At 37.9% G+C, this 14,032-nt stretch carries 13 protein-coding genes and 1 tRNA gene; 8 read left to right on the plus strand and 6 right to left on the minus strand.

The genetic code is table 11. From position 1 onward, the window contains the following. Positions 1-1,809 carry a type VI secretion system Vgr family protein gene (locus tag HDE68_RS06180; protein ID WP_183880059.1) on the minus strand — a complete coding sequence of 603 codons (1,809 nt, stop codon included), beginning with the start codon at positions 1,807-1,809 and terminating at the stop codon, positions 1-3. Between the two features lie 1,161 nt (positions 1,810-2,970). Here HDE68_RS06180 and HDE68_RS06185 point away from each other — a divergent pair. Beyond that, positions 2,971-4,119: a serine hydrolase domain-containing protein gene (locus HDE68_RS06185; protein ID WP_183880061.1), complete on the plus strand. Its 1,149-nt coding sequence runs from the start codon at positions 2,971-2,973 to the stop codon at positions 4,117-4,119. A 170-nt stretch (positions 4,120-4,289) separates the two neighbouring features. Here the strand turns inward: HDE68_RS06185 and HDE68_RS06190 are convergent. From HDE68_RS06190 to HDE68_RS06200, 3 genes are all read right to left on the minus strand, one after another. Further along, positions 4,290-4,377, minus strand: a tRNA-Ser gene (locus HDE68_RS06190). 67 nt (positions 4,378-4,444) lie between these two features. Continuing rightward, complete coding sequence (pyk, locus tag HDE68_RS06195; RefSeq protein ID WP_183880063.1) at positions 4,445-5,875, minus strand: pyruvate kinase; 1,431 nt, start codon at positions 5,873-5,875, stop codon at positions 4,445-4,447. 139 nt (positions 5,876-6,014) lie between these two features. Next, on the minus strand, positions 6,015-6,434 hold the full coding sequence (locus tag HDE68_RS06200) for an IPExxxVDY family protein (protein ID WP_183880065.1): 420 nt from the start codon (positions 6,432-6,434) through the stop codon (positions 6,015-6,017). A gap of 165 nt (positions 6,435-6,599) precedes the next feature. Here HDE68_RS06200 and HDE68_RS06205 point away from each other — a divergent pair, with 165 nt between their 5' ends. Genes HDE68_RS06205 through rnc form a run of 3 tightly spaced genes read left to right on the plus strand, consistent with a single transcriptional unit; the run spans position 6,600 to position 8,881 of the window. Next, the gene (locus tag HDE68_RS06205; RefSeq protein ID WP_008508386.1) at positions 6,600-6,836 is read left to right on the plus strand and encodes an acyl carrier protein; all 237 of its coding nucleotides are present in this window, start codon (positions 6,600-6,602) and stop codon (positions 6,834-6,836) included. 29 nt (positions 6,837-6,865) lie between these two features. After that, positions 6,866-8,119 (plus strand): beta-ketoacyl-ACP synthase II, encoded by a 1,254-nt coding sequence (gene fabF, locus HDE68_RS06210; RefSeq protein ID WP_183880067.1) that lies wholly within the window; start codon positions 6,866-6,868, stop codon positions 8,117-8,119. 33 nt (positions 8,120-8,152) lie between these two features. After that, positions 8,153-8,881 carry a ribonuclease III gene (rnc, locus tag HDE68_RS06215; protein ID WP_183880069.1) on the plus strand — a complete coding sequence of 243 codons (729 nt, stop codon included), beginning with the start codon at positions 8,153-8,155 and terminating at the stop codon, positions 8,879-8,881. 10 nt (positions 8,882-8,891) lie between these two features. Here the strand turns inward: rnc and HDE68_RS06220 are convergent, their stop codons facing one another. Beyond that, the gene (locus HDE68_RS06220; protein ID WP_183880071.1) at positions 8,892-9,611 is read right to left on the minus strand and encodes a hypothetical protein; all 720 of its coding nucleotides are present in this window, start codon (positions 9,609-9,611) and stop codon (positions 8,892-8,894) included. A gap of 178 nt (positions 9,612-9,789) precedes the next feature. On the opposite strand from HDE68_RS06220, the gene HDE68_RS06225 reads away from it, so the two are divergent. The 3 genes from HDE68_RS06225 to nadD are packed head-to-tail and all read left to right on the plus strand — an operon-like array spanning position 9,790 to position 11,839. Then, a complete protein-coding gene (locus HDE68_RS06225) occupies positions 9,790-10,653 on the plus strand; it encodes a YicC/YloC family endoribonuclease (protein WP_183881704.1) in 864 nt (287 codons plus the stop codon). A 24-nt stretch (positions 10,654-10,677) separates the two neighbouring features. Beyond that, positions 10,678-11,247: a guanylate kinase gene (gene gmk / locus HDE68_RS06230; RefSeq protein WP_183880073.1), complete on the plus strand. Its 570-nt coding sequence runs from the start codon at positions 10,678-10,680 to the stop codon at positions 11,245-11,247. A 16-nt stretch (positions 11,248-11,263) separates the two neighbouring features. Beyond that, positions 11,264-11,839: a nicotinate (nicotinamide) nucleotide adenylyltransferase gene (nadD, locus tag HDE68_RS06235; RefSeq protein ID WP_183880075.1), complete on the plus strand. Its 576-nt coding sequence runs from the start codon at positions 11,264-11,266 to the stop codon at positions 11,837-11,839. Positions 11,840-11,861: 22 nt separating this feature from the next. On the opposite strand, the gene HDE68_RS06240 is transcribed toward nadD, so the two are convergent. Then, positions 11,862-12,569, minus strand: coding sequence for an SAM-dependent methyltransferase (locus HDE68_RS06240; RefSeq protein ID WP_183880077.1), 708 nt, complete (start codon positions 12,567-12,569; stop codon positions 11,862-11,864). Between the two features lie 352 nt (positions 12,570-12,921). Between HDE68_RS06240 and HDE68_RS06245 the strand changes: the two genes are divergently transcribed. Continuing rightward, positions 12,922-14,032: DUF6600 domain-containing protein (locus HDE68_RS06245; RefSeq protein WP_260171659.1), on the plus strand; the 1,111-nt coding region annotated here is incomplete at its 3' end.

The raw sequence follows: 14,032 nt of genomic DNA on the forward strand, positions 1-14,032 counted from the left end.
TTAAAACAATTTAACATTACCACCACTTTTATTGATAATCTGCTTTGAGCTATGGAGCTCAATGTTCTCTTTGGTACTGTTGACATTGATCCTTTCGGCTGTTTTCTCTATATGGCTTGCCGTTTTACTGATATTATCATTGGCTACCATCGTAATATTTTCTGCTGCAATGATCTGATCTTTACCCGAATGCAGCGTAGTATTTTCACCAGCAGAAGCATTGATATTATCACCAGCAGTAAAACTAATGTCCTCCTGGGCGCTGATTTCTATATTTTTAGCATGAATACGAATAAATTCAGGAGCAGTGATATCGATACTGGAAGCGTTGGTATCAAACCGGATAATATTATTGTTCTTATCAGTAATGGTAATCGTTTCTTTGCCGTCTGTATCATCAAATTCTACCAGGTGACCACTGCGGGTAGAGATAGATTTTTTAATATTATTGACATCACCACCAGCTCCTGTTTTCCCGTTAAAAATACTTCCCATGACGAACGGCCGGTCCGGATCATTATGTCTGAATCCCAGAATTACCTGATCACCTGTTTCAGGAATAAATACCTGTCCCCTGTTCCGGCTAAACTGGTCACTTGAACCTGCATCAGGAGTTAAGACACGAATCCAGTCTGTCGTTTGATTGTTCTTTTGCCAAAGCATCTGCACTCTGACTCTTCCCATTTGTTTGGGATCGGCATTATCGGTTACAATACCGACCTGAGATACCGCTTCAGGACTTTTCACGTTGTGGTTTGGAACAACATTAACCTCTGCTGAGATCCCTTTAAAGGTGTTTTTATAACGGCCTACATCATTGATAAAGTGAGAAATCTCTGTGATCAGGTACTTACCAAATTCATCCTTATTAAATAACCCGTCAAGCCCTTTTCTGGAAACGTGGATTTCAGCAATATTACCTATACTCAAAGCCGCATTCGTACTTTCTCCGGTTACATCCGAAAGATTGGCTGCATCAGCAGCTGCATGTCTGCTGGTCAATTCATCGAGCTGCTGCTTAGTTTTAACTCTGGGTTTGATTGGATAATTAGCTCTGTCGTTAAAAATATCTGAGCTTTTGCCAACTCCAAATTCTGCATACTGGTTTAGTCCTTCGTGAGCTGCGGGACTATCTGCATTAATCATTTTATCTTCTTCCGAATTGTAAGAAAAATAAGAGAAATTAAGTGTTTTAATTCTCACAGCGGTCCTCATTAGGCTAAGGTCTTGTCCATGTACCAGGCTGACTGTTTTCTGATCATCAGGCTTACCAAAGTGCAATACTTTGCCATCATAGTAGAAGAAATCACCATACTCAGCACTGAGCCTGTTTAAAAACCCGAAGTTACTTTCCTTAAACTGGGTAAGATATGGAATGGTTTCTTTATAGGCTGGCGCAATGTTGACGTCCAGATCGTTGACCGGTACTGACTTGACAGTTTGCTTAACCACATTGGCCAGGCTGGTTTCATTAAAAGAATATAAACGCGTTCCTGTTTCCAATAAAATCGTCGGGGAATACCCTTTTACAACCAGATTACCTCTTAGACCGTGATTCTGCTCTAACCCAACCTCGCAGATAATTCCTTTGAAGTTCATAGTGCCGAAATCAAGACTCAGCACGAACGGCTTACCAATCCATCCTTGTGACTGATCAATTTTATAAGACCCGGTTTCCTCAATGACATCATGATTCAGAACGATTTCAAATTCATGATGCTGGTTAAAGGATTGTGTGATTTTTATTGAAGTGTAATAAAGGATATCTTGTTCCGCAATTTGCAATTCGACGTGAACTTTATGCTCCATGAGTGAAAAGGTTAATTTGGTTAATTATCGTTTTAAATACCTGTGTACAATACAATTATAAATTTCGACTTGCACAAATATTTAGCCAGTTACTCAAGATTCACATTAAATTTAAAACAAAAAACCCCACATTAAATTAACAAACCGGATAAACATGTATTTTAGGTGGTTTAGGGCACTAATGCCTATAAATCAGATCCATAGGAGTCGCAGGACAAATACGAATTACAGATCAGATTTATAGACATTATGTTGCTAAAAAAGCACATATAGATGTATTAACGAACAGACCTTCCATTTACATTATGGAGTTTTGGTAGATTTTATACCCTTCCTGTAGGCCGCGATTATCTTTTTAAATCGGATTTAAAGCCGTAATCAATACAGATTAATGATTCCTCGTAATTTAATCATCCCATAAGTTGAAGACTATTAAACGTCAAACGGATGAAATGACAGGCTTTGATTTACTCAGAAAAGATGGGTATTGCCACAGGATTTAGCTAAAGATTATTCTTCCCCAATTTAGCGAAATCCCCAGGTATAAAATGGATTATTGCAAATAAAGTTCAGGGAATAATTGGGTCTTTGTAAATTACAAGCTTTAACAAAATATATGGATGAACTTATAAATAGTTTGCTCAAATACAATAGGCTAACCAAAGAGGATATCGAACTGATCAAAAGTAGGGTACAGGTAAAATACTTAAAAAAGGAGATTTTTTTTGGAAGCCGGCAAGATAGCCAGGGAGATCGGATTTGTCAATGATGGTGTTTTAACAGTAAAAAACCATCTGAAGTCAGTTTCACCTCTGTTGCGCATTCCGAATTATTGTTTTTTTCAGAAAAGGCCATAAATGAACTTGCAGACGCAATTCCGTTATTGAACCCGCTTATTATTCAAATATCATTGACTATATTGGATAATAAATTTAAAATAAGCGACAACATGCTCAGACAGGACGAAAAAACAAGATACTTTGATTTTTTGAAAATATATCCCGGTCTGGCTAATCAGATTCCTTTGTCAGCGCTGGCCTCATATCTGGGTATCAGACAGTTTTCGTTAAGCAGGATAAGAAAAAATACCTTTTAGTTTTTGTCATTTGGCAAAAACTAAAAGGTTCGTTAGGTCTAATTTTGATGGATAATTAAGAAAATATGTCAAAGAACCAATTGTCTGAAAATAAAATAAACCAGGCTGATATCAGTAACTGGAGAGCATGGCCATTCAACCGATCGGCCTTTCACAAGGTAAATGAATTTATCACAACAGAAGTCGTGGAAAACGATGCCACGTTTACCAGTGAACTAAAAAATACGCCAAATCCTGACATAGAGAGTATTTTGCGGCCCCACCTTTCTGATATGGAAACCGATTCTATCGTGATACTGCATAAGGGCGAAGTCGCCTATGAGTACTATGCAAATGAAAATGAGCGGCAAACACCGCATATCCTGATGTCAGCTACCAAATCGGTTGTCGGATTAATTGCCGGCATGCTTGAAAGCAAAGGTTATATTGACCTGAACGCCTTCGCTTCAGTCTATATCCCACAGATTATAGGGACTGTTTATGAGCAGGTAACATTGCAGGAGCTGCTTGACATGCGTACGGGAGTTATATTCAATAAAACTCAGCAGGAGACTTATGACCTGGCCACAAATTGGGTGCCGATACCAAGTGGGTGTAATCAGTTAAATCTATTAGATTTTTTTTCAAGCTTAAAAGACGCTGAAAAAATAAAAGATGACCCTTTTAGGTATGTATCTGCAAATTATGATCTTTTGGGGCTGGTGATCGAAAGGGCGACAGGAAAAAAAATGAATTCGATATTGAGTGAGTTTTTATGGAAGCCAATTGGTGCTCAGAGCGACGCTTACCTGACCGTCGACATAGATAGATTCCCGAGATCTACAGGTGGTTTTTGCACAACGATTATGGATTTTGCTAGAATAGGTCAGCTCATTGCAAATGGCGGCACATTAAACTCAAAACAGATTATTCCAATTTCGGTAATTGAGGATATCATGAACAATGGTGATCATGAGGCCTGGAGGGATGGCCAATGGGGTAAAATGTGGTTGCCGATAAGCAATCAGATGAGTTATCGCAATGGGTGGTATGTTGATAATAAAGAGCCAAAAATGTTATTTGCAATGGGTGTTTTCGGACAGAATCTATTTATTGACCGGGCCAATAATATTGTGATAGCCAAATTCTCATCATGGAAAGAAGAGACGGATTACCGTGCATTAGCCCTGACCCATCAGCTGGTAGGCAAAATCAGAAATTCGCTGATGGCTTAAATTATTAAGGACATCGATACCCGGACAAAATAGGACAGGCTAAGTTCTTTTGGACCATTTTATACCGTGGTGAAAATTATAGAAGTTGTGGGTATTTATCTGAATATTGCTAAAAAAAGCCTGTAGATTAAATATCTACAGGCTTTTAACCATTTTAATGGTGTTTGTTGCGGAGAGAGAGGGATTCGAACCCTCGATACCCTTTTGAGGTATACACACTTTCCAGGCGTGCTCCTTCAACCACTCGGACACCTCTCCTGTTCGGGGATGCAAAAGTAGTATTTTTTTTGATTGTTAAATTGGAGCCTGCCTGATTTTTTACAAATTAATCAATCACAGTAACTTTTACCATGTTTGTTTTGCCTTTACTTTCCATTGGAATTGCAGCAGTATTGATTAAAGTATCTCCTTTTTTGATCAGTTTCATTTTTACCAACAGACTGTTTACATCTAAAATAGTCTCATCAGTACTTTCAAACTTATCGTAAAAGAACGCCTGAACACCCCAGACTAAGCTTAAAGTATTTAATAACTGTTTGTTATTTGTGAAAATATAAGTTAATGCTTTTGGTCTGTGTGCTGAGATTTCGAAAGCAGTATAACCACTTACAGTCATAGAAACGATACCTACAGCATTCGTTCTGTTCGCTAAAATACAAGCAGAATCACAAATTGCATCACTTAAGAAAGTTGGAGAATCTGCTTTTAAAGCCTTATCGATGTGGAAAGGGTAGCTGTTTGCTTCAATATTCTGAATGATTTTTTGCATCGTTTCAATAACGATCAGAGGAAACTCTCCTACTGAAGTTTCTCCGCTCAACATTACTGCATCTGCACCATCCAATACTGAATTAGCTACGTCATTCACCTCAGCACGTGTTGGTCTTGGTGTAGTAATCATACTTTCCAGCATCTGGGTAGCAATAATTACAGGTTTAGAAGCAGCAATACATTTCTCAACGATCATTTTTTGCAACAAAGGAACTTCTTCCATTGGCATTTCAACACCAAGGTCACCACGGGCAACCATGATACCGTCCGAAACAGCAATGATTTCATCAATGTTATCAATAGCTTCAGGCTTTTCAATTTTAGCAATTACTCTTGCGCCTTTACCTCTTTGTTTGATAATATCTTTTAATTCAATGATGTCTGCAGCATTACGAACAAAGGAAAGACCGATCCAGTCTACGTCATTTTCTAATACGAACTCAAGGTTTTTACGATCTTCAACAGTTAAAGAAGGAATAGAAACTTTAGTATTTGGTAAGTTTACACCTTTTCTTGAAGTTAAGATACCACCATGAACAACTTCACAAACAACCTCATCTTCGTAGTTTGTTTCAATCACTCTCATTTGCAGTTTTCCATCATCTAAAAGGATGATTTCTCCTGGTTTAACATCTTTAGGGAAGCTAGTATAAGTAATATAAATACGTTCTTCATTACCGATGCATTCTTTAGTAGTGATGATTGTACGCGTTCCATTAACTAAGTGTATACCACCATCTTTAACAATTCCGATCCTGATTTTAGGGCCTTGTAAATCAGCCAAAATACCAACATTATAGTTGTGTTTTTTGTTGATTGCACGAATCGTATCCAGGACTTCCTGGTGATCAGCCTGTGAACCGTGTGAAAAGTTAAGTCTGCAAACGTCAAGTCCTGCATTAAACATGCTTAATAAAACGTCTGGTTTTGCTGAGGCCGGACCTAGCGTGGCTACAATTTTTGTTCTGGAATGAAAGGGTTTCATTTGAGTTATTTTATTTGTTACGACTAACAAAAGAAGGTTTTAGCTATTAAAAACCACTGTTAGCCTGGTTGATTCTGTTATTTAACTAAATAATGTTAGATTCAAATATAGTGTATTTAATACACCTTACATATAAAATTTATATTACCAAATTCTCATTGGATTTTAACTTGAGTGGATCAATCTGCGCAGCTACCTGAATATCAGGCAGTTTGTTAAGGCCGGAAATAATATAATCAAGATCTTCTTTATCTATGTATCCCTGAATAATCATAAAATAATCCACTTTATTCATTTCAGGAATCAAAAACCCCTCACTACTGCGGTTACCGAGGATAAAAAAATCATTATCCCCCTGCTCCACGTAAAAAAAATACTTCGAAAAGGCAACCGGAGGCTCGTCCACATTAAAAAAGACCTCGTGATCTTCCGCTTTTTCGAAATTTAAATTAAGCCTGGTATTGATCTTATGGCAGAGCACATAATCCTTTAAGGAGGCTGTGATTGCGATTAAGACAAAATCAAGATCTAATGAAAGTTTTAAATATGTTTTGTTCAAAGCAGGTAAGTAAGATATATTTTAGGATACGAAATTATAAAACTAATTTTGCTTTATCATTTGAAATAAAAACATTAAAATTGACAGAGAAATAAAAACATTTGAAATGTGTCAGAATTTATTTTTCTTTGCACTGAATTATTTAACCCATTAAATTATAACATTATGTCTGATATTGCTTCAAGAGTTAAGGCTATTATCGTTGAAAAATTAGGTGTGGATGAGAGCGAGGTTACCCCAGAAGCTTCTTTCACTAATGACCTAGGTGCGGATTCTTTGGATACTGTAGAACTTATCATGGAATTCGAAAAAGAATTCAATGTAGCGATTCCTGATGATCAAGCTGAGACTATCGGTACAGTTGGTCAAGCAATTGCTTATCTAGAGAAAAACGTAAAGTAGAACATACGGCCTCCGTATAATCCGTATAAATGGAATTAAAAAGAGTAGTAGTTACAGGTTTAGGTGCACTCACTCCAATTGGCAATACTATCCCAGAATTCTGGGATAATTTGTTAAAAGGGGTGAGTGGCGCTGCGCCGATTACAAGTTTTGATACAGAAAAATTCAAAACAAAATTTGCCTGCGAGCTGAAAAACTTCAACCCTGAAGACTTTTTAGAAAAAAAAGAAGCTCGTAAATTAGATCCTTTTGTGCAATACGCTATAGCATCAACAGACGAAGCGGTGAAAGATGCAGGATTTGATTTCTCGCAAATGGACACCAATCGTGTTGGCGTTATCTGGGGTACTGGTATTGGTGGGATAAAAACATTTCTGGAAGAAATGAGAAATTATTTTGCGGGTGATGGAACTCCCCGTATTAATCCTTTCTTTATTCCAAAGATGATTATTGACATCGTGCCAGGTCATATCTCAATAAAATATGGCTTACGTGGCCCTAACTTTGCTACCGTATCTGCCTGTGCCTCTTCAACTAATGCAATGATCGATGCTTTCAATTACATTCGTCTTAATATGGCAGATGTGATTATCAGCGGAGGTTCTGAAGCGATTATTAACGAAGCTGGTATTGGTGGTTTTAATGCAATGCACGCTCTTTCAACAAGGAATGACGATCCTTCAACTGCTTCCAGACCGTTTGATAAAGACAGGGATGGATTTGTAGCTGGTGAAGGTGCCGGAACAATTATTCTGGAAGAGCTAGAACATGCAAAAGCACGCGGCGCTAAAATTTACGCTGAATTAGTTGGCGGTGGAATGAGCGCAGATGCGAATCATATTACAGCTCCGCATCCGCAAGGGTTAGGCGCTAAAATGGTAATGACCAATGCATTAAGAGATGCAGGGATGGATACCGGAGACATTGATTATATCAATGTTCATGGAACTTCAACCTCATTGGGAGATATCAGTGAAACCAGTGCAATTGTTAATCTATTTGGCGAAGATGCCTACAAATTGAATATCAGCTCTACTAAATCAATGACTGGTCACCTTTTAGGTGCTGCTGGTGCAGTTGAGGCTATTGCTGCGATTCTTGCTGTACAAAACGACATCGTACCTCCAACAATTAATCACTTCACCGATGATCCTGCTTTTGATCCTAAATTGAATTTTACTTTTCATGAGCCCCAAAAACGATTAGTGCGTGCTGCATTAAGCAATACTTTTGGTTTCGGTGGTCATAATGCATCAGTAATTTTCAAAAAATACAAAGAGTAAAAACGTCACGGAATATCGACCTTAATAAATTTAATGCCCCTATTTGACCTATATAAGCTCCATTTATCACCCGATAAAGAGTTTATAAAAAAGCTGAAAAATATGTTAGGCTTTGTGCCTGGAAATACCGTTTTGTATAAAATGGCATTCAGGCACAGGTCTGTGGCTAAAGTATTGAAAAATGGGAGTCGGAGCAGTAACGAACGTTTAGAATTCCTGGGCGATGCTATCCTCGGCGCTGTTATCGCAGAATTACTCTTTAAAAGCTACCCTTACAAAGAAGAAGGTTTCCTGACCGAAATGCGCTCTAAGATAGTTAACAGGGTAAATTTGAATCAGCTTGCCAGAAAAATGGGCTTTGATCAGCTCATCGTTTTCGATCAGAAAATGGTGAATATGCAAACCAAACACCATTCTATGCTTGGAGACGCTTTTGAAGCATTAATTGGTGCCGTATACCTGGACAAAGGGTATAATTTCACTAAAGAGTTGTTGCTGAAACGTATTGTCAAGCCTTATATCGATATTCATACCCTTGAACTGACCGAAACAAATTTCAAGAGTAAACTGATTGAATGGTGTCAGCGTCACGCCAAAGATATTACCTTCGAAATGATGGAAAACAGTGAAGGCGACAGTGCCAAATTATTCACTATCCAGGCTATTATTGATGGCGAAAGTTACGGTATCGGAAGAGACTACAATAAGAAAAATGCAGAGAAGCAAGCCGCAGAGAAAGCCTGTGAAGCATTATCCTTATAAAAACAAATCATTATTTCTTTTTTAAAGTGTCTGTATACTTTTTATAAGTATCTCTGATATACTTTACAGCGTCATATTCTGTCCAGTTTTTAGCTTTCTGGTAGTCAGGGCGATAGTTCAACATAAAATCCTCCAGCTCTTTACCACTCAGATCCGTATTCTTTTTGATTAAAGATTCATTAAAATAACCATCAATCTGAGTTTGCTGTAATTCTCTGTTATAATAATTCCCAAATCGCTTTGCATTCTTAGGCGTACGCCCAAAAAGCTCGTATAAAGCAGTTATAGGTGCAAAAATATAAGAAAGCAGAGGTGGCTTTCCACCATAAAAAGATCCTTTATCTCTATAATCCTGTTTTAGTTCATCCAGTTCAGTTTTTTTTGATTTACCTCTGATATTCACCTCCTGTAAGGTTGTTCCAGCCCCATTATCAAGATAAACGATCAGATCTTTATTAGATAAAACAATGATTTCCTTATCCGAATAGTCCTGCTTATAAATAACCAGCGTATCCCCCAAATTAGCTTTCACCTGGAAAAGTCCAAGATCATTACTGCTTACTGTAAATTTAGTCCGCAAATTAGAAATCTGTGCCATTGCAATACGGTTCGTTGTACCTTTAGCCATTACAACTCCATTCAACTGAAAATCCTGCTGTGCAAAAACAACAGTTACTGAAGCAAATAAAAATGTGAAAACGAATAAAGTTCTTAAGATTGTACGGATCATTTTTCTGCGGTGTATGCGGTAAATTTAACTATTGTTTGTCAATCTGCCATGCCAAAAATCGGCAAATGACTTTAGAAAGGCTATTCAAGAGATGAAAAATTTCATATCCTGACCTGAGCCTGTTTAAAATAGGTTCTCATTTTAACAATAAATTATATCTTTGCACATGATAAAATCAATGACAGGTTATGGCCTGGCCTCTACAGATCAGGAAAATACAAAGTTTTCCGTAGAGATAAAATCCCTGAACAGTAAGTTTTTAGAACTAAATCTAAAACTTCCGAGAGCGTATGCAGATAAAGAACTTTTACTGCGTAATATCTGCAGCAAGGATATTGAGCGGGGTAAAGTGAATGTTTCTATCAATATCGAGCGTAGTGAAGAAAACCTGAAAGGTGCAACTATCAATGCAGCTTTACTAAGCAAATATTATAAACAGTTAGAAGCAATCAACATTGATTTAGGTGCCAACTCAGGTAACCTGCTTCAGGCTGTATTAAATTTCCCTGATGTCATCAGCTACACTGAAGAGGTAGTTAATGAAGGTGAATGGGATATTTTACAGCAAACATTTAATACTGCTTTAGCTAATTTCAACCAGTTCAGGGAAACTGAAGGTGCTGTGCTGAAACAGGATCTTGAGCTTAGAATTACCAATATTCTTGGATTTTTTGCACAAATTGAAGTTTTAGCTCCTTTAAGAATTCCGCATATCAGAGCAAAACTGAATCAGTTGCTGGAAGAAGTATCCGGAAAGGTTAACGTTGATCAAAACCGTTTAGAGCAGGAATTAATCTATTATATAGATAAACTTGATATCACGGAAGAAAAAATCCGTCTGAAAAGTCACTGTGATTATTTTACTGAAACGCTGAAAAGTAAAGATGCGAATGGTAAAAAACTTGGTTTCATCTCTCAGGAAATAGGCCGCGAAATTAATACCATGGGTGCAAAAGCAAATGATGCACAGATACAGCAATTAGTTGTAGGCATGAAAGAGGAATTAGAAAAGATTAAAGAACAGTTGTTAAACGTTATTTAAGACGTCAGCAAGATTTACACACCAATGATACAAGGCAAACTTATTATATTTTCAGCACCATCAGGAGCAGGAAAAACAACAATCGTTAAACATTTACTGGAGAAGTTTCCATCACTAAGCTTTTCTATCTCAGCCACAACCAGAGAATTACGTGGTGATGAGAAACATGAAAATGACTACTATTTTATTTCAAAAGAATCATTCTTACACAAAGTTGCACACCAGGAGTTTGTAGAATTTGAAGAGGTTTACAATGGTACTTTCTATGGTACTTTACGTTCAGAGATCGAAAGAATCTGGAACGAGGGTAAACATGTTATTTTTGATATTGACGTAGAAGGCGGTTTACGCTTAAAACGCAAATACGAAGAAGATGCATTGGCAATCTTTGTGCAGCCTCCATCTTTAGAAGTCTTAAAAGAGCGTTTAAGCGGTCGTGGTACTGACAGTGAGTCGAAACTTCAGGAAAGATTTGTTAAAGCAGAGAAAGAGCTTAAATACGCTGATAAATTTGATGTTATCCTTAAGAACTTTGATTTGGATACTGCCTGTGCAGAAGCAGAAAAATTAGTCTCTGATTTCCTAAATAAATAAACAGCTTATAGAAAGAATGGCGAAAACAGGTTTATTTTTTGGTTCTTTCAACCCAATTCATACAGGTCATCTGATTATAGCCAGTTATATGGCTAATTTCACTGATCTGGATGAAGTATGGCTGGTGGTCTCCCCGCAGAATCCGCTAAAAAATAAAAAGGGGCTTGGCAATATGTACGACAGACTTGAAATGGCCCGGTTAGCTATTGAACCGGCAGAGCAGCTCAAGGTAAGCGACATAGAATTTAACATGCCCCAGCCTTCTTATACAATCGATACACTCGCTTATCTGCACGAAAAACATCCTGCTAAAGAATTCGTCCTGATTATGGGGGCAGATAACCTGGCTTCCCTGAAAAAATGGAAAAACTATGAAGTTCTCTTGAAGAACTATCACATCTATGTTTATCCAAGACCCGGATCTGATGTGACTGAATGGATAAACCATCCTTCGATTACATTGACAGAAACACCTCAGATGGAAATTTCATCTACTTTTATCAGACAAGCTCTAAAAGACAATAAAAATATCCAGTTTCTTGTTCCTGAAAATGTAATCGCATTTATGGACAGTAAAAATATGTATCGCTAATTAGCCTGGTTTAAACCAGCTTTTAACGGTAAATAAGGAATATTGTTGGTTTTTTATGAAGATCTATTTTCTCCTGACGCCATTGCCCAACAGACTGTGTTCTAATATACTCATCTTCTCCTGTGATATTACTTGCCACACAAAGTAAAGTCTGTGCCGCCGTGTTTTTGATAATATCCTCGTATAAATGATTGTTCCTGAAAGGGGTTTCAATGAACATCTGAGTCTGTTTATTTTTTTCAGCAAGCTGTTCAAGCTCTTTAATTTTCTTTACTCTTTCTACTTTATCAATTGGCAGATAACCGTGGAAAGTGAAGCTTTGACCATTGAATCCTGAAGACATCAATGCTAGTAAAAGTGAATTAGGACCTACTAGAGGTACAACCTTAATTCCACGTTTATGCGCTTCAGAAACAATTTCTGCACCCGGATCAGCTACACCAGGACAACCTGCCTCACTCATCAGACCTACATCTTTTCCCGTCATCAATTCTTTAAAATAAGGGACCATAGAGTCATTACGTTTATGTTTACCATAATCGTGAATAGTTAAATCACTCTGTGGAATTTTTAAGCCTGCCTCTTTTAAAGACTTCCTTGCGGTTTTTTCATTTTCTACGATATAAGTGTCAATAGCATTGATAGTATCGATCAGATATGGAGTGAATGACTTCGCAGAGGCATTTTCTGCCAATGGAACAGGAATCAGGAATAATACACCTTTCTTCATTTGAATTTATTATTTTTTTGGTATAGTTTATGTAGTACTGAGATGAATTCCGTCTACACCGGTTTAGTGGGTATAAGGGCTCTTATTAACAGTATTAATTTATTTAAATTTTAGCATTTACTCCTGCAGATTGCATTAGTTTGGATTACAAAGGAAAAGAATTAATATTTGGAAAGAGAAAATAAGAATCTAAATATTAAGTTTAACCGTTTAAAGCCCATAATTACCGTGTCCCTCTATGCAATTCTTAAATTGCCAACCCCAGAATCTTACCTTATTGCATAAAACGTTAAACCATTGTTCATTTTTTTACTCATAGATATAAGTTAGGTTATATTATAAATACACACAAATGAAAAACATGATCAAATTGCCAGCTGTCATACTCGGGCTTATGCTCCTGTTTACTGGCATCACACAAAAAGCGGTGGCGCAGGGTTATGATGACATTTCTCTGCAATCATTTTACGATGAACTTTCACCTTATGGAACCTGGATACAGGATCCTCAATACGGAAATGTCTGGCGTCCTGATGTAGATCAGAATGATTTCAGGCCATATTATACAGATGGCCGCTGGGCGATGACCGAGTACGGAAACACCTGGGTATCAGACTATGACTGGGGATGGGCTCCGTTTCACTATGGCCGTTGGGTAAATAACAGATTTAACCAATGGGTTTGGATTCCCGATACTGTATGGGGACCTGCATGGGTTAGCTGGAGAAGCGGTGGCGGATATTACGGATGGGCGCCTTTAGGCCCGGGTATAAATATTAACATCAATATTGGCGGTGGCGGCTATAATACGCCAAGCAACTGGTGGAATTTTATTCCGCAACGCAGTATTTACAGCAATAATTATCCCCGTTACTCAAGCAGGAACATAACGATCATCAACCGTACAACGATTATTAATAATACTTATGGCCATGGTGACAGGAATACGTATTATACTGGCCCCAGAGCCGATGATGTAAGAAGAGCCACAAACAGAGATGTAAGGGTCTACAACATTTCCCGTTCAGACAGACCTGGAAGGACAAGTATATCGAATAATAATATTAATATCTATAATCCAAGATCTGATGGCCGTAGCGCAAGATCTGCTGATGGAAATAATCAGAGATCAGGGAATGTTGACCGTTCAGGCAGAAACAATGGAATTACTCCTGGCAGAGGTGATATCAATAACTCACGTTCAGGAAGTGATATGAACAGAGCAGCAGGTCAGGCCGACAGGACACGTTCTGGAAGAGGAAGTACTACAGATCAAAATCCTGCAGCAATTAATGATGCAAGAAGTCAGCAAGTACGTGATGCGCAGTCGCGTCAGCAACGTGGTGACATTCAACAACAGCAACAACAACGCCAGCAGCAGGATCAGCAGCGTCAGCAACGTGATGCCCAGCAACAGCAACAACAACGCCAGCAGCAGGATCAGCAGCGTCAGCAACGTGATG

Source organism: Pedobacter cryoconitis (genome assembly GCF_014200605.1).
GTDB lineage: Bacteria > Bacteroidota > Bacteroidia > Sphingobacteriales > Sphingobacteriaceae > Pedobacter > Pedobacter cryoconitis_B.

Bases quoted from the DNA above. Each gene is read 5' to 3' on its own strand.
- HDE68_RS06180 (WP_183880059.1), bottom strand. From the start codon at position 1,809: ATGGAGCATAAAGTTCACGTCGAATTGCAAATTGCGGAACAAGATATC.
- HDE68_RS06185 (WP_183880061.1), top strand. From the start codon at position 2,971: ATGTCAAAGAACCAATTGTCTGAAAATAAAATAAACCAGGCTGATATC.
- pyk (WP_183880063.1), bottom strand. From the start codon at position 5,875: ATGAAACCCTTTCATTCCAGAACAAAAATTGTAGCCACGCTAGGTCCG.
- HDE68_RS06205 (WP_008508386.1), top strand. From the start codon at position 6,600: ATGTCTGATATTGCTTCAAGAGTTAAGGCTATTATCGTTGAAAAATTA.
- fabF (WP_183880067.1), top strand. From the start codon at position 6,866: ATGGAATTAAAAAGAGTAGTAGTTACAGGTTTAGGTGCACTCACTCCA.
- rnc (WP_183880069.1), top strand. From the start codon at position 8,153: ATGCCCCTATTTGACCTATATAAGCTCCATTTATCACCCGATAAAGAG.
- HDE68_RS06220 (WP_183880071.1), bottom strand. From the start codon at position 9,611: ATGATCCGTACAATCTTAAGAACTTTATTCGTTTTCACATTTTTATTT.
- HDE68_RS06225 (WP_183881704.1), top strand. From the start codon at position 9,790: ATGACAGGTTATGGCCTGGCCTCTACAGATCAGGAAAATACAAAGTTT.
- gmk (WP_183880073.1), top strand. From the start codon at position 10,678: ATGATACAAGGCAAACTTATTATATTTTCAGCACCATCAGGAGCAGGA.
- nadD (WP_183880075.1), top strand. From the start codon at position 11,264: ATGGCGAAAACAGGTTTATTTTTTGGTTCTTTCAACCCAATTCATACA.
- HDE68_RS06240 (WP_183880077.1), bottom strand. From the start codon at position 12,569: ATGAAGAAAGGTGTATTATTCCTGATTCCTGTTCCATTGGCAGAAAAT.